Raw genomic sequence first — 17890 nt, forward strand, 5'->3', positions numbered from 1 at the left:
GCCCCACCCTCGCTAACTTTTGCAAGCACCTGCTTGCAAAAGTGTTCCACGCCACGGAGGTACGGCGATGTGACTCGTGGTGAACCCGGCCGTCCGGGCATCCCCGTCAGCGGCCCCGGTCGCTCTTCGGCCCGACGCCTTCGGCCCCCGCCGGAGTCCCGTCCGGGGCGAACGAGCGGTGGAAGGTGAAGGCGTGCGGCGCGGGGCCGTGGGCGTGGAGGTGCTCCAGCCGGGAAACCCCGTCCTGCCAGACGGGTGTCACGTCGTCGCAGACCCACCAGAACACGTGAGCCGGGTACCCCGTCCTCTCGAACCAGTCGTGACGCCTGTTCAGCGCCTCACGGTGCAGGCCGGTGTAGACGGCGTCGAAGGCGGGGCGCAAGCCGGTCCAGAGCGAGAGGGTCGTGGCCAGGGCGGTGGTCTCCGCCGTACGGCCTTTGTCGTACCAGGCCGGTACGGCGAACTCTCCCCATGCGCCCCAGTCCGCCTCGAAGTGCGAGCCCCGGTCGCCCTCCGCCGCCACGGCGTGCGCGAGGTATCCGGGGTGCCCGCCGATCTCCCGGTAGACGGACTCACCGATGTCGTAGAACTCGTGCGTGAGAGGTGCGGGATCGGCGAGAGGCGACTTCAGGACGCCGAACGTGTACAGAGCAAGCTGGGGCATGCGTCTCTCCCTGGTCGGGGGTGCCTGGTACCGCCGCGGACCAGGTGAAGTTAGCCGCCTCCGCGGACCATGTCGAAGTTGCGTTTTCCCTGGACAAGTGGCCTCTCGTGCAGGTCATCGCGGGGCCGGCTCCCGCGCCGCCGCCGACCGCGTGACGCCGGGCCGTCCCGGCCGGGACGGCGGGTCGCGGATCAGGAGCGCCCCGTCGGTCCAGGTCTCCCGGGAACGGGTGGTCACCAGGGCAGCGGGCGGGCGTGGACCACGTCCAGGCGCGACACCGCGCGGGTCAGGACCACGTAGAGCCGGTGCAGTCCCCGTTCCTCGGCCTCCGCCACGGCCGCCGGTTCCACGACCACGACATGGTCGTACTCCAGCCCCTTGGCCAGACTCGCGGGCACCACCGCGATCCGGGCGCCCGGTTCGTCGGCTCCGGCGGCGTCGATGCCCGCGGCGCCGAGCGCCTCCCGCACCTTCGTGACGTCCGCGTCGGCAGCGATGACCCCGACGGCCCCCTCGTGCGCGAGCGCCTCCCGCACGGCGGCGACGGTCTCGGCCGACGGGTCGGTGGTCGGCCGGATCCTCAACTCGCCGTCCCCGCGCAGGGAGCGGGCCGGCGGGACGCCGACGTCCAGGCGGTCCAGCACCCGGTTGGCGAGTTCGACGATGACCCCGGGCACCCGGAAACCGGCGGTCAGGGGGACGACGGCCGCGTCCGGCTTGCCCAGGTGGGCGAGGAGTTCGCCCCACTCCCGCGCCGCCCAGGGGGTCGTGCCCTGCGCGAGGTCCCCGAGCACGGTCAGCGACCCGAAGGAGGCCCGCCGCGCGATGGCCCGGCACTCCATCGGTGACAGGTCCTGCGCCTCGTCGATCACCAAGTGCCCGTATCCCTCGGGGTGTTCGATCAGCCCGGCGATCTCGTCGAGGAGGACGAGATCGGCGGCCGACCACCGCGCCGACTTCCACGACCTCGGCGGCTTCGCCCACAGGAGCGCCTTCCGCTCGTCGGCGTCGAGGATCCCCTCGGCCACCCGCTCCAGCGCCCCGGCGTCGGTGAGGAGCCGGGCGAGCAGTTCCTCGGGGCGCACCCGGGGCCACACCGCGTCGACGTACGCGCCGACCGGCCGGGCCCGCGAGATCCGCTGCGCCCAGGCGTTCGTCTGCGGCCCGGCCCGCAGTTCGGCCCGCTCCCGCACGTAGCGCACGACCCGCGTGCGCACCCGCTCCCGCCCGACGGCGTACGGCGGCTCCTCGGCGCGCACGTCGTCCACGATGCGCCGCAGTACGGCGACGGGGACGCGCCAGCGGTACGTCCCGTCCGGCACGGCGAGGTCGTCGGCCGGTGCGCCGATGTTCCCGTACAGGGCCCGGCGCAGCACCCGCGCCATCCGGGCGTCGTGCTTGACGGCCGCGGCACGTTCGCCGTCCTCCCCGGTCACCGGAGGGCCGGCGATCTCCTCCCCGACGGTCGACTGGCGCACGCCGGTCTCCCCGAGCGCGGGCAGGACCTCCGCGATGTACGACAGGAAGGTGCGGTTGGGACCGAGGATCAGCAGGCCGCCGCGCCGGACGCGCTGCGGATGCGTGTAGAGGAGGTAGGCGGCCCGGTGCAGGCCGACGGCCGTCTTGCCGGTGCCCGGGGCGCCCTGCACACAGACCGAGGCCGCCAGATCGCCCCGTACGAGATCGTCCTGTTCGGGCTGGATGGTGGCGGCGATGTCCCGCATGGGGCCGACGCGGGGGCGCTCGATCTCCTCGGTGAGGATCGAGCCCGCCCGGGCGGCGGCCACGTCCTCGGCGGTCCCGGCTCCGGCCGGCTCCGCCCCGAGGGGTTCGTCCTCCAGTCCCGTGAGGTCGGCGGAGTCGCCGCGGCTGCCGGGGGCCCAGCCGAAGCGGCGGCGGACGGCGACGCCCTGGGGGTCGTGGGCGCCCGCCTGGTAGAAGGCGCGCGAGACGGGTGCCCGCCAGTCGACGACGAGGGGCGGGGCGGCGGGGTGTTCCCTGATCCGCAGCCGCCCGATGTGATAGCTCTGCCCGGCGTGGTCGCCGGCCGCCGGAGCCGAGTCCTGGAAGTCCAGCCGGCCGAAGAACAAGGGGCCCTGGGGCAGTTCCCGCATCTCCTTGGCCCGGCTGCGCAGCTGGTACCCGAGCACTTCGGCGTCGGCCCCGGAGGCGGAGACGTCCTCACCGGTGACGACCTGCTCCTCGGCGCCGTCGACCATCACGGCGAGGGCGGCACGGCAGGTGTCGTGGAAGGCGCGTTCGCGGGAGAGGGAGCGGGTGAGCGGCAGGTCCGGGGCGGGCTGGCGGGCGGGGTCGGGTGACGTCATTCCACCCAGGGTACCGGAATATTTAACTGAGTAATATTTTTAACCAGGTTGCATTCTCTTCGCACGCATCGATCGCGCGCACCGATCGCACGCACCGACGGCCCCGGGCGTTCCCGCCGGGTGGGCCCGCGGGCCCGGCGCTCATGTCGGCGAACCCGCCGCCCGGGGTCGGCCGAGGCCGGGGAACCCGGCCGCCAGCCGCGCGAAGGCCCGCTCGGCCGCCGCCTCGGCGTCCGGCCGTACGGCCGCCGGCCGCTCCCCCTCCGCGATCCGCCGCAGGTTCTCCTCGGCGAGGATGCGGCGCACGGCCGTGATCTGTCCGGCGGCGAGCCGTGCGTCGAGCCCTGCGCCCAGCGGCTCCGCGAGGGCTTCGGCGAGCGCGGCCTCGGACCGCTCCAGATATCCGTACATCCGCGCCACCAGCGACGGCGTCCCGTAGAGCAGCCGGTGGAAGGCGAGGACGCCGGGGTGGTCGTTGAGTCCGGTGACGGGGTCCTCCCGGCGCAGACCGTCCAGGAAGTGCTCGCGGAGCGCGTCGATCGCGGACCGCCCGGCCGCCCGGCCCTCCTCGACGACCCGCGCGGCCTCGGTCTCGTGGTCCGCGAACCGGTGCAGGACCAGGTCCTCCTTGGACGGGAAGTACCGGAACAGCGTCGGCTTGGAGATCTCGGCGGCGGCCGCGACCTCGGCGACGGACACGGCGTCGAACCCCTTCTCCAGGAAGAGGCCGATGGCGGTGTCGGAGACGGACTGGTACATCCGTCGCTTCTTGCGTTCGCGCAGTCCGGTGTCGCTCATGGTCACGAGCCTACGCACCGGCCGGGGCACGGGCCGCGCCGTGCGTCACGGACGCTTCGCACGCTCCTCGCGCCAGCCGTTCCTCGCGCCAGTCGCCGAGCGCGGCCGTGACGCCCTCCACGGTCGGCGCCGCGATCCCGAGCGGTTCCGTCGCGGCTCCCAGTACCTTCCGGAGCCCGTCGCCCGCCGCCGCGAGAACGCTCCGGCCGGACGCCCCCTCGGCCCCCTCGATCGACAGGGCCGTCCTGATGACGTCGGTGAAGACGGACTGGGCCCGCTTGAAGGCGAGCAGCTTCGGCAGATCCGTCTCCCAGCCGGCCGAACTGCCGGGGGCGACCCTCTCGACGGCCTCGCACCACTGCTTGGTCATCCAGCGCTCCTGGTCCGCCGGATACCGCATCAGATAGAGGTGGGTGGCCAGGTCGTACAACGGGTCGCCGAACATCGCCAGTTCCCAGTCGATCGTCCAGAGCCGCTTCTCCTCGTCGACCACGAAATTCTCGCGGTGGAGATCGGCGTGCAGGAGACAGAAAGGGCGGCCGGTCAATCCCGACACGTGCTCGCGGAGCTTTCCGAAGGAGGTGTCGTCCAGTCCGAGGTCATGGAACAGGCCCGCGAAGTCACGCATATTCCGTTGGTATACGTCCCGTTCCGTGAACAGGACGAGCCGCTCCAGAAAGCCGGCGGTGTCGCCTTCGGCGGGCCGGTCCTCGGGCGTGCACGTCCGGTCCACGGTGAGGGAATCGGCTTTGACGCGGGCCAGCTGCTCGAAAAGGGAGACGATCTGCTCGAAGAAGGCGTGGGGGATCTCGGTGCCGGATCCGTGCAGCGCCCCCAGCGTGCTCCCCTCGATGAACCGCTGGAGACCGGGGTGAACCGTTTCGGTGAGTTCGGGGATCAGACCGGGAATGCCCTCGATCCGTCCCTCCAGCGCACGCAGCAACTGCTCCTCGGACGCGAAACAGCGCCGGTCGAACCACAGCAGCCCGGGTCGCGGCTCACGGCATTTCCAGCGGACCTGTCCGGCTTCTCCTGCCACACCCGGCAGCGGGACGACATACGTCTCATGGTGGTAGCCATGAAGCGGTCCTTCGACCGCTCCCGCGTCGCCACTCAACTCAACGGCTCGCTTCAGAGCCGGGGAATCCGATTCGGGTGACATTGACCGTTCTCTCACACAGCCGCGAGCCAAGAACCAAGGTGTAAAGAGGGGAGAACGGTAACTCCACGCGCTCCGTCGCCACTCGTGAATCGGCATAATTCCAGAACGGCGACGACCATCGCGTGACCCGGCCCGTCGTTCACCCCCTCGGGGCAGCGCACGCCCCCTCAGCCCTGCCCCCGCAGCACCCGGAGCACCGTCTCCAGCGACACCACCACGTGCTCGGCCCCGGCGTCCCGGAGTTCCTTCTCCTTGTCCCCGTTACGCGCGTAGCCGAGGAACGGAACACCGGCCCGCTCGGCGGCGTACAGGTCCGAGGGGGTGTCGCCGATCATGAGCGCCTTCGACGGATCCGCGCCGAGGGCGTTCAGCGCCCGGTTGAGGCAGTTCGGGTCCGGCTTCAGATGGCGCAGCTCCTGGGTCCGGCCGTAGATGTGGGGCGCGAAGCAGTCGGCCAGCCCCCGGCCGTCCAGGTAACGGGCCGCGGTCAGGGGCGAGTTGTTGGTGGTGATGGCCAGCCTGGCGCCGACGGCCCTCCAGGTCCGTATCACCGCGTCGGCGTACGCGGTGGGCCAGGCCTTGTCCACCGCCTTGAGCTCCTGCTGGGTGAACCTCGCCTCCAGCTCGACCACCAGGTCGCTGCGCGGGCGCCGCCGGTCGACCGCGTGCAGAACCACCAGCGGATCGGGGTGCCGACGCTCCTCCGAGGTCAACAGGCCGCGCATTCCCTGCCGTTCGAGCCACTCGACCAGGTCCTTGGCCACCCTCTCGGCGGCGTGCCCCGCGTACAGCCGGCAGACCGGCCCGTCGAAGTCGAAGAGCACGTAGCGCGCTCGGGTGATCGTGTCCCGCAGGTTCTCCGTCTGTGTCGCCACCACATCAGTCTGCGTCGTATCAGAAGTCACTAGGAGAGTTTCAGGTCCGTGGTGATGGTTTCCCAGAGGGCGTCGAACCACTTCTGGGACTCGTCCACGAACACGGCGTCCCGGCCACCGGTCAGCTTCTCGAAGGAGAAGAGCAGGGACTCGGCACCGAGGGTGTCGTACATGTCCAGCGTCTCGTCGTCCGAGATCTCCTCCTCCCGTCTGGCGATCATGTAGTAGGCGATCAGCGCCTCCGTCCCGTTGAGCAGGTACAGCTTCACCGGCGGGGTGAACGGCAGTGCCCGGAAGGTCACGTGGACGTCGATGCCGTGGGAGGAGCGCAGGGCCTGGAGGTTGTGGCGCAGGACGTGGCCCTGGGCGTTGCGCTGCTCCAGCCAGCGCTTGTGGACCGGGTCCTCGTCGCCGCCGGCGTCGACGGAGACGGGGAACGCCAGGTTGATGTCCCTGCTGGGCAGGAGGATCCGGACGTCGATGCGCTCCGGGCGGATGCTTCCGTCGTGGATCTGGCGGACCGGCTCGCTGAGCGCCATCATCAGCGTCTCCGCGGTGAGGCAGGCCGCGTCGATGCGTACACGGGGTACGGAGAACGCCTCGGCGAGACGCGGGGCGAGGCCCACCATGGTCGGCTGCGGCCCGTTGCGCCGGTGAGTGACGTCCGCGATCCGGGGCGGGCTGCCCTTGCTGACGTCGCTGAGCAGTCCGCCTTCCTGCAGTTCGCGCAGGGCGAGGCGGACCGTGCCGCGCTCGACGCCGAACTCCACGGCCAGCTCCGCCTGAGTGGGCAGACGGTCCCCCGCCTTCAGCTCGCCGGTACGGATGCGCTCCCGCAGGACGTCGGCGATCTCCTGGGGCGGACGCCTTCTGGTGCTGTCACTCGCCACAACGTTCTCCTGAGTCACGACCAAACGGTACAACTCTCCCCCATCTTTGGGGAGTTACTCGAAAGTTGTTTATGGATACTTACCAAGTGGGGACAACATAACCAGAGTTGGTTACCAACTCGGCCAAGATGGCGGAAGTTTTGCCTCCCCCTCGCCCATCCATGGCAGCGATCGTCCCGAGCACGTCACCGAAGAGAAGCAGGAGGAACCACCATGCCCGCCATCACCCTCCTCTCCGCCGTCTTCGTCGTCGGCTTCGAGCAACTCGTCCACTGGCGGTACGGACCGACGGGCGTCGTCGGACTGCTGCTGCTCGGCATCGGGATCAAGGCGAAGAACGCGACGTGCAGCTCCATCGGGGCCGTCGTCCTGGCCCTGCTGGTCGCGGGGCCGGCCGTCAGTTCGTGATCAGCAGCTCCGAGCTGATGGTCTCCCACAGCGAGTCGAACCAGAGGCGGGACTGCTCCACGAACACGGTGTCGCGCGGTCCCGCCCCCTGGCCGAAGGGGAACAGCATCGACTGCGTGCCCTCGGCGTCGTACATCTCCAGGTACTCGTGGTCGATCTCCTCGCCCCGCCGCGTGAGCGTGTAGTACGCGAAGAGCGCCTCCGACCCGTTGAGCAGGTACAGCTTCACGGGCGGGGTGAAGGGCAGCGCGCGGAAGGAGACCCGCACGTCGATGCCGTGCGTGGCCCGCAGCGCCAGCAGGTTGTGCCGCAGCACCCGCACCTGGGCGTTGCGGTGGACCAGCCAGCGACGGCGCGGACGGTCGTCCGCCAGGTCGTCGACCAGCGCGGGGAACGCGAGGTCGATGTCCCGGCTGGGAAGCAGCACCCGGACGTCGACCTTGGCCGGTTCTATGCGCCCCGCGTGAATCTCGCGCAACGGCTCGCCCATGGCGAGGGTGAGCGACACCGCGGTCAGGCACAGCGCGTCGATCCGCACGTGCGGGGCCTCGAAGGCCGCCGTGATCCGCGGGGCGAGCGCGACCATGGTGGACCGCGGCAGGGCCTCGGGTCCGGCCGGATCCCTCTCGGGACGGTCCGCGACCGTCGCCGGGCTGCCCTTGGACACGTTGACGAGCAGGCGCTCCGACTGGAGGATGCGCAGCGCCCGGCGCACCGTGCCCCGCTCGACGCCGAACTCGTGGGCCAGTTCCGCCTGGGTCGGCATGCGCCGGCCGGCCGGCAGCTGACCGGACCTGATCCGGCTGCGCAGCTCGTCGGCCACCTCGCGGTGCGACCTCGGCGGCCGTGGTGACCCGTTCCGTCCGTTGACGACGGAGTGCTTCGGCTCCACAACCAGAACCCTACAACTTCCCGCCATCTTTTGGCAGTTGCCGGACCGGTGGTTATGAGTCGCCCCAACACGGAAATAACTAGAAGCAAGTTGGTCGCCAACTTGCACAACATGGTCAAACTTCAGGAGGGTTGGCCGCCGAAGCGCCGCCTGGACACCAGGTGAAGGGGCGGACGGTCCTCACAGCGGAGGTCCGCCTCCCTGTCCCGAGGAGGGACCGTCATGCCACTCGTCGCCCTCACCGTCGCCGCCCTGGCCATCGGATTCGAACAACTCGTCCAGTGGGAGTACGGGCCGATGGGCATCATCGCGTTCGTCGCGCTGTCCGTCGGGCTCAAGGCCCGGAACACCACCGTCAGCGGCATCGGGGCCGTGATCCTCGTGATGCTGCTCGCCCAGTCCGGCTGACCGGACGCCACCGTCCGGCCGGTCCGGCTGACCGCGCTCCCTTCCGGAGGGGAGCCGGGAGCCCGGTCAGTCCGCACCACCACAACCGAATCGCTACGGATCGACAGTCTCGGCAGTCGGCACCCGCGCCCGCACGAAAGGAGAACCTCCCTACAGACAGCGGCAGTTCAGAAGATGTCCGGGCACCACGGTCGCCTGGACGTCCGCAGCAGGGCGTCGGCCAGCGCGGCGGCGCCCTCTTGTCGTTCCCGGACCCGGCCCAGCGCCGCCAGCCGTACCGCGGACTCGTCCCCGAGCCACAGCGTCGCCAGATCGGCGATGGACAGCGACAGGTCCGCCTCCTCGGTGGCCGGCACGCAGGTCGCCGTGCCGTCCGGCGCGGCCCGGAGCCGGAAGCGGCCTCCGTCCGGCCCGCTCTCGTCCGTCACGTCCAGCACGAGCGTCCCGGCGGCCCCGTACGTCCGCGCCTCCAGAGCCCGTACGACGTCCAGGATCCGCACCCAGAGCCAGTCCGACTGGTTGGTGAGACGGGCGGCACGCGGGTCCGGCAGGAAGTGCGGCAGCAGGTCGTCGGGGGCCAGACGGCCCGACTTGACCCGGGTGACCCAGTCGATCGAGCAGAGGTAGCTCCACAGGGCGCGCTCGGCCGTCGGCGTCACCGCGAGCAGCCACTTCACCTCCGCCGTGTTCCGGGGCTGGTTGGAGTCTCCCCAGTCGTCGTCGGCCGTGTAGGAGACGAGGCCCTCGACCTCGCCCGAGGCCGAGCGGTACGCGGCGTAGAACGGCTCCTTCCAGGGGCCGTTGCCGATTCTCAGCAGGCCGGTGTTGATCTGCCACCACCGGTCGTCGCGGTCGATCACGCCGGGCCGGCCGCGCCGGAGCCGCTCGTGCAGTTCGGGGCCCGCCTTGCGCACGTCCTCGGCATCTATGAGGTCGATGCGGCCACCGTCGGCCGGACCCGCCCAGCGGGGGTCGAGTCCGGTGCGCGGTACGTCGACGGTCCACTCGGTGGCGGTGGTGGCGGGGCCGAAGCCGTAGCGGCCGTAGATCGGGTACTCGGCGGCGATGAGCGTCGCGACGACGTCGCCGCGCTCCCTGGCCGCCGCGAGGTCGGCCTTCATCATGCGGGTGAGCAGGCCGCGGCGGCGGTGCGTGGGCGAGACGGTCACGCTGGAGATCGCGTCGGCGGGGACGGCCGCTCCGCCGACCGCGGTGAGCTCCTGCGGGAACGACCGGAACGTCGCCACGCAGCGGGAGCCGTCGAACGCGCCCAGGGTTCTCGCCGGGATGACCCCCGGCGCCCGCTTCTCGACCTCCTGGTCGGAGACGGCCGGCTGCTGCAGGAACCCCGTCTTCACGGCGCGCAGCCAGTCGGGGAGTTCGGAGAGGGTGATCGGCCGTACGTCGATCGGGTCGGCGGCGGCCGTGCCGTCCACGCCGCTGGCATCGCTGGCATCGTGCGGGGTCATGGGCCCACGCTAGGCGGCCCCCGGCCGGGGTGTCGCGCGGATTTCCACCCGCCCTCCCCGACCGGTCCCCCGCTCACCACACCCTGGCCCCGGACACCCGCCCCGGTCCGGGGGGCGGGCCCAGCCCGACCCGGGGGCAGCACTCGGTCCGGTTCGGGGAGCCCGGGTTCGGTGACGGGGGCCGACCTGGTTCAGAGGCGGCACCCGGCCCGGTTCAGGGGACACCCCCAGTCCGACCCAGGTATGACGCCCGGCCCGGTCGGAGGCGGTGTCCGTATCGGTCCGGACGCCGTTCCCGGCCCGACCCGGACACCGTGGCCGGATCCGGCCCGGGCACTACGGCCGGACCCGGTCCGGTGCCCCGGCGGTACCGGTCCCCGGCGGTTCCGCGTGGCCGGTTCAGAAGGCCGCCCGGATCTCTCCCACCTCGCGGCCGCCGCCCAGCAGGGGCGCGCTGCCGATCCTCGTCACCACCGGCGCGTCGACGCCCAGGAGACCCAGCCCGCGGGCCAGGACGGGGCCCAGTGCCCGGCCCCCGCCGTCGTCGATCTTGAAGGCGAGGGCGCGGCCGTCGGGCAGCGCGACCGCCTGGACGGCCTCGGCGCCCATCTTGGAGAGGGCGCCCGGGACCTCGCGCATCAGCCAGGTGTCGGGACGCCGGGTGCCGGCGACGTACTCGGGGTGGGCGCGCATGGCGTCGGCCACCCGGCGTTCGGCGGAGCCGGGGGCCGCGAGGACGAAGGAGCGGAAGGCACGGGCGAGGCCCGTGAGGGTGATGGCCATCAGGGGCGCCCCGCAGCCGTCCGTGCCGACCGCCGCGACGGGCTCCCCGGCGGCCTCCTCGACCACGGAGTGGATCAGCTGCTGGAGGGGGTGCCCGGGATCGAGGTACGACTCGGTGGGCCAGCCGCGCCGCGCGCACACCGCGAGCATCGCCGTGTGCTTGCCGGAGCAGTTCATGGTGACCCGGTCGCGGACGGCACCGGAGGCGAGGTAGGTCTCGGCCTCGACGGGGTCCAGCGGCAGGTCCGGCGGGCACTGGAGCTGTCCGGCGTCCAGCCCGTGCTCGACGAGCATCTTCTGGACCAGGTCGCGGTGGAAGATCTCGCCGGAGTGGCTCGCGGCGGCGAGGGCCAGGCGTTCCCCGGCCAGGTCCAGGCCGGCGCGCAGGACGCCGGCCGCCTGCATGGGCTTGTTCGACGAGCGCGGGAAGACCGGCGCCGTCACCTCGCCGAGCGCCAACTCGACCGTGCCGTCCGCGGCCAGCACCACCAGGCTGCCGCGGTGGCGCCCCTCGACGAAGCCGGAACGCACGATCTCGGCGAGGACCGGGAGCACGCCGGGGGCTCCGGTCCCGCCAGGGGAGCCGGTCCCGCCGGGGGTTCCGGAGACGCCCGGCGCACCGGTCGCGCCCGGTATACCCGGTATGCCGTCGGACAGGGGCGGGCCTTCGGGGGTGCGGGGAGCTGCGGACATCGGCGGTGGCCTTCCGGAACGGGGACCCGCTCCGAAGGCCGCGGCCGGGTCGTGCCCCGGGCCGCGCCCCCGCCCGCGCGGAACGGAAGCGCGCCTCCTGGATTCCGGCACGTTCCCCGGCCCCGGGATCGCCGGGGCCGCCACGTCACATGAGCAGGTCGTCTACTTGTGCTTCCCCTTCACGGTACCTGCGGGCGATCTCGGCACTGCAATCGTCGGCCGTGCGCTGGAGCTGCTGGCGCCGCCGGGAGACCTGCTGCTCGTAGCGGACGAGACGGCCGAGCCCCGCGCCCAGCTCGTCGTCCGTGCGGGCGTCCAGGTCCGACAGCTCCACCTCGGCGAGCATCTCGGCGGCCAGCGCCCGGTACTCCTCGCCGTGCGGCGTGCCCACGGTCACGTGGCGGGCCGAGGAGCGGTACCGGGCCGGCGCGTCCGTCAGGATCTCCGAGAGCCGCTCGACGACGGAGGGCTTGGCCCGGTCCACGGGCGAGAGGTGTCCGGAGACCGGGTGGGGCGTCCGGCGCTCCCCGCGGCGGGCGAGCTCCGCGCGCAGGATGTCGATGCGCCCCTGGAGCAGCCGCCGGACGTAGCTGAGGTCGGCCTCGTCCCGCTGGGCGTCCCGGCGCAGCGTCCGCAGTTCGGGCAGCCGGAGCACGGCGATGCCGGTCGGGGCCGGATCGGCCGCCAGCGGGCCGCTGTCGGTGCGCTGCACCGGCGGCCTGGCCGTCATCGTTTCCGCCCGCGCGCCCGTGCGGGTCAGTGACACGACCGCGGTCTGCTGCCCGGTCCTCGATGTGCTCATGTACCTCTACCGTCCCCTCGACCGGCGCGGTCCGCCCAACGGCCGGACCGCAACACCCCGCATGGTGCCACCCCAGATGGCCGCTATGTGACCGAGTGACCCGATCGGCCCCAGATGGCGGGTTGGTTACCTCCGATGGCGGGTCGGTCACCTCCGGAAATCACGCGAAGGGCCCGCGACGCACGACGGAGTCATGACACGGCATCATGGTCCGCATGCGTGCGGTGGTGCAGAGAGTGGACGGCGCGAGCGTCGTCGTGGACGGCGAGACGGTCGGCGAGATCAGTGGCGAGGGCCTGTGCGTCCTCGTCGGGGTCACCCACGAGGACACCAAGGAGAAGGCGGCCCAACTCGCCCGCAAACTCTGGTCCGTCCGGATGCTGTCCGACGAGCGGTCCTGCTCCGACGTCGACGCGCCGCTGCTGGTCGTCAGCCAGTTCACGCTGTACGGCGACGCCCGCAAGGGGCGCCGCCCCACCTGGAACGCGGCCGCCCCCGGCGATGTGGCCGAGCCCCTCGTCGACGAGGTCGTCGCCCAGCTCCGCGCCCTGGGCGCCACGGTGGCCACGGGCCGTTTCGGCGCCCGGATGCGGGTGTCCCTGACGAACGACGGCCCGTTCACCGTCCTTCTGGAGATGTGAGCCGCGGGGGCCGGCCGGTGTGAGCCGCGGGGACCGGCCGGGGTCAGCCGCAGGGACCGGCCGGAGTGAGTCCTACGGCTCGACCACGACCTCCTGCGCCGCCGCCGTCGAGTCCGCCATCAGCGGGGCGTCCACCGGCACGTTGCGCTTCACGAGGGCCAGGGCGATCGGGCCGAGTTCGTGGTGGCGCACGGACGTGGTGATGAAGCCGATCTTGCGGCCGCCCGGGTCCTCGTCCGCGAGGCGCAGTTCGGTGCCGTGCGGGGGCAGGACGACCTCGCTGCCGTCGAGGTGGAGGAAGACCAGGCGGCGCGGGGGCTTGCCGAGGTTCTGGACGCGGGCGACCGTCTCCTGGCCGCGGTAGCAGCCCTTCTGGAGGTGCACCGCGGTACCGATCCAGCCCAGCTCGTGCGGGATGGTGCGGTGGTCGGTCTCGAAGCCGAGGCGGGGCCGGTGCTGCTCGACGCGCAGGGCCTCGTGGGCGAGGAGCCCGGCGGGCGGTCCGGCCTTCTCGGCGTAGGACTCCAGGTCGGCGCGCGGCAGGAAGAGGTCACGGCCGTACGGCGTCTCGCGGACGACGGCCCCCTCGGGGGCCTCGGTGATCGAACCGGCCGGAAGCTCGACGACCGCGAAGTCGGCGGTGCGGTCGGCGACTTCGACGCGGTAGAAGAACTTCATCGACTCCAGGTAGGCGACCAGCGCCTCCTGGGTGTCGGGTTCCGTGTGCATCCACACCGTCGTGCCGTCGTCGACGAGGTACAGAGCGTGCTCGATGTGGCCGTTCGCGGAGAGGATCAGCGCCTCGGTGGCCTGGCCGGCCGGGAGGTCGGTGACGTGCTGGGTGAGCAGCAGGTGCAGCCAGGCCAGCCGGTCGTCACCGGTGACGGTGACGACACCGCGGTGCGAGAGGTCCACGAAGCCGACGCCGTCGGCGAGGGCGCGCTGCTCACGGAACAGGTCGCCGTAGTGGGCGGCGACGCCTTCGTCCACGCCCTCGGCGGGAACGGCGCCGGGCAGGGACAGGAGGGGGCTCTTCATGGACATACACACTACGACCGAGCGGTCGCCGTTTTTATTTCGGTCACTTCTGCCGGGCCCGGCAGTCCTCGCACAGGCCGAAGATCGCGAAGTGCTTCATCTCCGTCTCGAAGCCGAAGGACTCCTGGAGCTTCGCGGTGAACTCGGCGGCGACGGAGACGTCGGCCTCGATGACGTTCGAGCAGTCGCGGCAGACGAGGTGGATGTGGTGGTGCCGGTCGGCCAGGTGGTAGGTCGGCGCGCCGTGCCCCAGATGGGCGTGGCTGACCAGCCCGAGCTCCTCCAGGAGCTCCAGGGTCCGGTAGACCGTGGAAATGTTGACCCCCGACGCCGTCTTCCTCACTTCGCCGAGGATGTCGTCGGGGGTCGCGTGTTCCAGGGTGTCCACTGCTTCGAGGACAAGCTGGCGCTGGGGCGTCAGCCGGTAGCCGCGCTGCCTGAGGTCGCTCTTCCAGTCGGTGCTCACCACACTGGAAGTCTAGGACCATTCCCGTGGGCGCCGCCCTGAGGAACGGCAGGGCGGCACGGGAGCGCGCGGTGGAGTCCTACTTGAAGAAGGCGATCCCGTCGTCCGGCATGTCGTCGGGCAGGGCCTTGGCCCAGCGCTCGACGTCCTCCGCGGTGACGACCTTCTTCAGGTGCCCGGACATGTAGGGGCGCAGCTCGACCTCGGGGGTCTGCTTCTCGCCGACCCACATGAGGTCGCTGTTCACGTAGCCGTACAGGCGCTTGCCACCGCTGTAGGGGCCGGAGGCGGCCGTACGGGCCACGGCGTCGGTGACCAGGTCGATCTGCGGCTTCTTGTCGGCGATCTCGCCGTACCAGATCTCGACGACGCCGTCGTCGCGGGTCATCACGACCTCGACCTTGCGGTCGGCGTCGACGCGCCAGAAGCCGGTCTCCGTCTCCAGCGGCCGGACCTTCTCGCCGTTCTCGTCGAGCACCCAGCTGTGCGAGCGGTACTCCAGGAAGTCCCGCCCGTCGTGCGTGAAGCTGACCTCCTGCCCGAAGTTGCACTTCTCGGAACCGGGGAAGTCGTGGACACCGACTCCGGCCCAGTCGCCGAGCAGGAAGACAAGGGGGACCAGGTCCTTGTGGAGGTCCGACGGGATCTCGATCATGAGCTGAACAGTTCCTTGGTGGGGGTCAGCGCTGGCCCTGGTACAGCTTCTTCACGGTCAGCCCCGCGAAGGCGAGCACGCCGACGCAGACCAGGACCAGCAGGGTTTCGAAGAAGATCTCCACGGGGTGCTCCTCGGTGAGCGGAACGGGTCCCCGCCCGGGCGCGGCCGGGACTGGGGAGGTACACAAAGGCCGGGCCCCAGCTTACGCGGCCGGGGCCCGGCGCTCTCTTCCAGGTGGGCCCTGCCGGGCCGTCACGCTCAGCCGAGGAGCTGGCTCTGCAGGACGACGGTCTGCTGGAAGGGGATCTCCGGCGTCTTGCCCTTGCGGGTCTGCACGATGAGGGCGACGGTGTCACCGGCCAGCAGGTACGCCTCCCGGGCCTGCTCGGCGCCGTAGGGCTTGCTCTCCGTGTACGCGAACCGGACGACCTCGTCGACCGACACCTTGTCGGGGAACAGTTCGTCCCGCTCGGTCAGGTCGGCGCCCCGCAGCGCGTGTGTCGGTGAGTCGTAGTTCGCCAGTTGGTCGGTGACGAGCTCGTAGGCGGCGGTGGCAGTGCCGAACTGAAGCAGGTAGACCCGTGTCCGGGTGCCGTCGGCGACGGTCCAGCCCCGGGCGGCGACGTGCCGCAGGCCGTAGTCGGTCAGCATCTGGTCGACGCTCTCCCCGTTTGCCTTCCCGAACTGCGCCAGGAAGGTCTTCCGGGGGAGCCAGCCGTCCTCGCCGCGCAGTGCGGCGTCGGCCTTCGCGCCCTGCGGGGCCGGCAGCAGGAGCTTGCGCAGGTCGGCGTAGTGGGCACCGGCCTTGTTGGCCTCGGCGAACGGCCCCGGGCTGCCGGACGGCAGGGGCGGCTTGACGATCGTCGGGTAGTCCCAGCGCCCGTCGGACTTGGTCGCAAGACCGGGTACGTCGGTGCGCTCCATGCCGGTGATGCCGTAGGCCGCGGCGGAGCCGACGGCGGCGAAGACCACGGTGGCGGCGGTCCAGCGCAGGACGGCGCGCAGCACCCGCCGGTTCTTCTTCGCCTTGGCCGGCGCCGCTTGGACCTCGACGGCATCGCCTTCGACCGCGGCGACGGGCGGTGCCCCAGGCGACGGAAGCACACCGGCTTCCGGCCCGGCCAACGGCTGTTCGGCCGACGGCCGCTCGACGGCCTGCGGTCCTGCGGCCTCCAGCTCGGCAGCCCCCGCTTCGGATGCCGGTCCGGCGACCCGCGGTCCGGCCTGCGGTCCGGATTCCGGCTGGATCTCCTCGACCGATGTCGTCTGCTCGGTCATACCGCTTCCCCCGGCTCCTGGATACGGTCCAGCTGCTCACCGAAGAGCTGGGCGATCCTCTCCTTGTCCAACGGCTTGGCCGCATAAGCCGTGACACTGACCAGTACGTCGCCCTGGTAGCCGGAGCAGATCATCATGTCCAGCTTCTCCTTCTTGTCCGTGGGCGGCAGGAAGCACTTGGCGTTCTTGTGCCCCTCGACCTTCGGGCCCGAGCGGAAGATCTCGAGGGCGGCGAAGAACTCGTTCTGGAACGCCGACATGTTCCGGACGGCCCGCCTGTCCTCGATCTGGGACAGCTCGATCTCGGCGGTGTAGGTGGCGGCGCCGCCGACCGTGCTGCCCACGTTGAGGTAGCTGCGCATGGCGATGCCCTTGGTGTGCTGCTTGTCGATCTGCTTCTCGATCCGCCGCCGCTGGGAACGCGGCAGATCGCGGAGCGACTCCTTGCGCAGGGCCGTGGCCGCCCGCCCGTCGAGCGCGACATCGGTGCCGAACCCGGCGATGTCCGGACCACGGCTCAGGTGCCGGTCGTCGTACGGCACGAGCATGGCGGCGAGCGACGACGCCGGCTTCGGCGGCTTGGTGTCCTCGCCCACGGTCTTCGGGAACTTCCAGGACGGCGCGCCCGCGTCGCGGTCGGCGGCCTGAACGGTCACGACGGTGTAGGTGCTGCCCACGAGGACGGCGCCGACGAGCAGTACGGCACCGGTGACGGCGGCGGCACGGCCACGGCGGACGCGCTTCTTCGCCGGCGGGCCGATGGCGGCGGCGAACTCGAGCGCGACCGCCTCGGGCGGGACCGTTTCCGTGTCCTCGGGGTTCACAGGTCGCTCGTTCACAGCCGCTCCAACTGCCGCTCGGCCAGGTCCATGATCTTCGACTTCGGGATCGGCTTGGTGTCGTAGATCCAGATCTCCATGGCGATGTCACCGCGCGAGGCCGCCGCCTGTGCCTTGTACATCGGCAGGTAGCCGGCCTTCCGCTCCGGCCCGGAGAGGTAGACCATGCCGTCGCTCGCACCGGGGACGGGCCAGCTCCGCGTATCGCTCACGTCCCACCCGTCCGCCCGGCCCGCCGCACTGAGGTACTCCTCCTGGCGGTACTGGACCAGCCGGATCTGGACGCTGCGGGCGCTGCCCTCGGTCCAGCTCACCCCGACCGCCCGGCGGAACTCCGCCTCGATCAGGTCGCCGAACTCCTGGTCCGCGTTCCTCAGGGAGTCCGCGTAGGCCGCCAGGGTGAGCCAGCCGTCCCGCTCGGGCGCCCAGTCGGGCACCTTCGTGCCCTTCGGCCGGTCGATCAGCAGCTTGCGCAGATCGCCGTTCGTCCGGGCGCCGCGGTCCTGGGCCGCGGACAGCGGTTCGGGGCCCGGGCCCTTCGCCTGGTTCACCACCGGCTGGGACAGCGAGGGCAGTCGGGTCGGCGCGCGGTGGGCCTGGACCAGGAATCCGGCGCAGGTGCCGGCGACGAGGCCGAGCACGGCGGCCGTCGCGACGATCAGCGTCGTACGGCCACGCCTACGGGGCCGGGGCCCTGACGGAGCGTCCGACGTCACGGCCGGGTCGGCAATCGGCGCGCCGTCGGGCACGCCCGGTCTTTCCGGTGTTTCGGATCCTTCGGGTACTTCCAAGACGTCCC

The 17890-nt window shown here is 71.6% G+C and carries 19 protein-coding genes; 3 read left to right on the forward strand and 16 right to left on the reverse strand.

Annotation, left to right across the window (positions count from 1 at the left end):
• Window positions 1-106: 106 nt before the first annotated feature.
• From ACICHK_RS18845 to ACICHK_RS18870, 6 genes are all read right to left on the reverse strand, one after another.
• Window positions 107-664 carry a DUF3291 domain-containing protein gene (locus tag ACICHK_RS18845; RefSeq protein WP_406837836.1) on the reverse strand — a complete coding sequence of 186 codons (558 nt, stop codon included), beginning with the start codon at window positions 662-664 and terminating at the stop codon, window positions 107-109.
• 233 nt (window positions 665-897) lie between these two features.
• Entirely contained in the window at window positions 898-2991 is a 2094-nt protein-coding gene (locus ACICHK_RS18850) for a HelD family protein (RefSeq protein WP_406837837.1), read from the reverse strand.
• Between the two features lie 141 nt (window positions 2992-3132).
• Window positions 3133-3789, reverse strand: coding sequence for a TetR/AcrR family transcriptional regulator (locus tag ACICHK_RS18855; protein WP_406837838.1), 657 nt, complete (start codon window positions 3787-3789; stop codon window positions 3133-3135).
• Window positions 3790-3799: 10 nt separating this feature from the next.
• Window positions 3800-4828: a phosphotransferase gene (locus tag ACICHK_RS18860; RefSeq protein WP_406837839.1), complete on the reverse strand. Its 1029-nt coding sequence runs from the start codon at window positions 4826-4828 to the stop codon at window positions 3800-3802.
• 290 nt (window positions 4829-5118) lie between these two features.
• Entirely contained in the window at window positions 5119-5856 is a 738-nt protein-coding gene (locus tag ACICHK_RS18865; RefSeq protein ID WP_225860827.1) for an HAD family hydrolase, read from the reverse strand.
• Window positions 5856-6740, reverse strand: a complete 885-nt coding sequence (locus ACICHK_RS18870) for a GntR family transcriptional regulator (protein WP_406837840.1) — start codon at window positions 6738-6740, stop codon at window positions 5856-5858. Before ACICHK_RS18870 ends, ACICHK_RS18865 begins: the two co-directional genes overlap by 1 nt.
• Window positions 6741-6929: 189 nt before the next feature.
• On the opposite strand from ACICHK_RS18870, the gene ACICHK_RS18875 reads away from it, so the two are divergent.
• Window positions 6930-7124 carry a hypothetical protein gene (locus ACICHK_RS18875; protein ID WP_151472705.1) on the forward strand — a complete coding sequence of 65 codons (195 nt, stop codon included), beginning with the start codon at window positions 6930-6932 and terminating at the stop codon, window positions 7122-7124.
• Here ACICHK_RS18875 and ACICHK_RS18880 read toward each other — a convergent pair.
• A complete protein-coding gene (locus tag ACICHK_RS18880) occupies window positions 7114-8022 on the reverse strand; it encodes a winged helix-turn-helix domain-containing protein (RefSeq protein WP_406841261.1) in 909 nt (302 codons plus the stop codon). The genes ACICHK_RS18875 and ACICHK_RS18880 overlap by 11 nt on opposite strands.
• Window positions 8023-8238: 216 nt before the next feature.
• On the opposite strand from ACICHK_RS18880, the gene ACICHK_RS18885 reads away from it, so the two are divergent.
• Window positions 8239-8424, forward strand: a complete 186-nt coding sequence (locus tag ACICHK_RS18885; protein ID WP_151472706.1) for a hypothetical protein — start codon at window positions 8239-8241, stop codon at window positions 8422-8424.
• A gap of 167 nt (window positions 8425-8591) precedes the next feature.
• Here ACICHK_RS18885 and ACICHK_RS18890 read toward each other — a convergent pair whose 3' ends face one another.
• The 3 genes from ACICHK_RS18890 to ACICHK_RS18900 form a co-directional block, all read right to left on the reverse strand.
• Window positions 8592-9893, reverse strand: a complete 1302-nt coding sequence (locus ACICHK_RS18890) for a GNAT family N-acetyltransferase (protein WP_406837841.1) — start codon at window positions 9891-9893, stop codon at window positions 8592-8594.
• Window positions 9894-10292: 399 nt separating this feature from the next.
• Window positions 10293-11369 carry an asparaginase gene (locus ACICHK_RS18895; RefSeq protein WP_406837842.1) on the reverse strand — a complete coding sequence of 359 codons (1077 nt, stop codon included), beginning with the start codon at window positions 11367-11369 and terminating at the stop codon, window positions 10293-10295.
• 145 nt (window positions 11370-11514) lie between these two features.
• Window positions 11515-12171: an AmfC protein gene (locus tag ACICHK_RS18900; RefSeq protein WP_406837843.1), complete on the reverse strand. Its 657-nt coding sequence runs from the start codon at window positions 12169-12171 to the stop codon at window positions 11515-11517.
• 215 nt (window positions 12172-12386) lie between these two features.
• Between ACICHK_RS18900 and dtd the strand changes: the two genes are divergently transcribed.
• Window positions 12387-12812 carry a D-aminoacyl-tRNA deacylase gene (dtd, locus tag ACICHK_RS18905; protein WP_406837844.1) on the forward strand — a complete coding sequence of 142 codons (426 nt, stop codon included), beginning with the start codon at window positions 12387-12389 and terminating at the stop codon, window positions 12810-12812.
• A 72-nt stretch (window positions 12813-12884) separates the two neighbouring features.
• On the opposite strand, the gene ACICHK_RS18910 is transcribed toward dtd, so the two are convergent.
• The 6 genes from ACICHK_RS18910 to ACICHK_RS18935 all read right to left on the reverse strand — a co-directional run bounded on the left by ACICHK_RS18910 (window position 12885) and on the right by ACICHK_RS18935 (window position 17840).
• Window positions 12885-13850, reverse strand: a complete 966-nt coding sequence (locus tag ACICHK_RS18910) for a folate-binding protein YgfZ (RefSeq protein ID WP_151472710.1) — start codon at window positions 13848-13850, stop codon at window positions 12885-12887.
• Window positions 13851-13893: 43 nt separating this feature from the next.
• Window positions 13894-14319, reverse strand: a complete 426-nt coding sequence (locus ACICHK_RS18915; protein WP_151472711.1) for a Fur family transcriptional regulator — start codon at window positions 14317-14319, stop codon at window positions 13894-13896.
• A 76-nt stretch (window positions 14320-14395) separates the two neighbouring features.
• On the reverse strand, window positions 14396-14971 hold the full coding sequence (locus tag ACICHK_RS18920) for an FABP family protein (RefSeq protein ID WP_103552303.1): 576 nt from the start codon (window positions 14969-14971) through the stop codon (window positions 14396-14398).
• Between the two features lie 261 nt (window positions 14972-15232).
• A complete protein-coding gene (locus tag ACICHK_RS18925; RefSeq protein ID WP_406837845.1) occupies window positions 15233-16252 on the reverse strand; it encodes a hypothetical protein in 1020 nt (339 codons plus the stop codon).
• Window positions 16249-17091 carry a hypothetical protein gene (locus tag ACICHK_RS18930; RefSeq protein ID WP_406837846.1) on the reverse strand — a complete coding sequence of 281 codons (843 nt, stop codon included), beginning with the start codon at window positions 17089-17091 and terminating at the stop codon, window positions 16249-16251. Before ACICHK_RS18930 ends, ACICHK_RS18925 begins: the two co-directional genes overlap by 4 nt.
• Window positions 17088-17840 carry a hypothetical protein gene (locus ACICHK_RS18935; protein ID WP_406837847.1) on the reverse strand — a complete coding sequence of 251 codons (753 nt, stop codon included), beginning with the start codon at window positions 17838-17840 and terminating at the stop codon, window positions 17088-17090. The genes ACICHK_RS18930 and ACICHK_RS18935 overlap by 4 nt, the downstream gene beginning before the upstream one ends.
• Between the last annotated feature and the right edge of the window lie 50 nt (window positions 17841-17890).

Origin of the sequence: Streptomyces sp. AHU1 (genome assembly GCF_045343905.1) — a bacterium.
Lineage (GTDB): Bacteria > Actinomycetota > Actinomycetes > Streptomycetales > Streptomycetaceae > Streptomyces > Streptomyces triticiradicis.

Excerpts from the sequence above, each read along its gene's own strand:
- ACICHK_RS18845 (WP_406837836.1), bottom strand. The coding sequence starts at position 664 with ATGCCCCAGCTTGCTCTGTACACGTTCGGCGTCCTGAAGTCGCCTCTC.
- ACICHK_RS18850 (WP_406837837.1), bottom strand. The coding sequence starts at position 2,991 with ATGACGTCACCCGACCCCGCCCGCCAGCCCGCCCCGGACCTGCCGCTC.
- ACICHK_RS18855 (WP_406837838.1), bottom strand. The coding sequence starts at position 3,789 with ATGAGCGACACCGGACTGCGCGAACGCAAGAAGCGACGGATGTACCAG.
- ACICHK_RS18875 (WP_151472705.1), top strand. The coding sequence starts at position 6,930 with ATGCCCGCCATCACCCTCCTCTCCGCCGTCTTCGTCGTCGGCTTCGAG.
- ACICHK_RS18885 (WP_151472706.1), top strand. The coding sequence starts at position 8,239 with ATGCCACTCGTCGCCCTCACCGTCGCCGCCCTGGCCATCGGATTCGAA.
- ACICHK_RS18890 (WP_406837841.1), bottom strand. The coding sequence starts at position 9,893 with ATGACCCCGCACGATGCCAGCGATGCCAGCGGCGTGGACGGCACGGCC.
- ACICHK_RS18895 (WP_406837842.1), bottom strand. The coding sequence starts at position 11,369 with ATGTCCGCAGCTCCCCGCACCCCCGAAGGCCCGCCCCTGTCCGACGGC.
- ACICHK_RS18900 (WP_406837843.1), bottom strand. The coding sequence starts at position 12,171 with ATGAGCACATCGAGGACCGGGCAGCAGACCGCGGTCGTGTCACTGACC.
- dtd (WP_406837844.1), top strand. The coding sequence starts at position 12,387 with ATGCGTGCGGTGGTGCAGAGAGTGGACGGCGCGAGCGTCGTCGTGGAC.
- ACICHK_RS18910 (WP_151472710.1), bottom strand. The coding sequence starts at position 13,850 with ATGAAGAGCCCCCTCCTGTCCCTGCCCGGCGCCGTTCCCGCCGAGGGC.
- ACICHK_RS18920 (WP_103552303.1), bottom strand. The coding sequence starts at position 14,971 with ATGATCGAGATCCCGTCGGACCTCCACAAGGACCTGGTCCCCCTTGTC.
- ACICHK_RS18925 (WP_406837845.1), bottom strand. The coding sequence starts at position 16,252 with ATGACCGAGCAGACGACATCGGTCGAGGAGATCCAGCCGGAATCCGGA.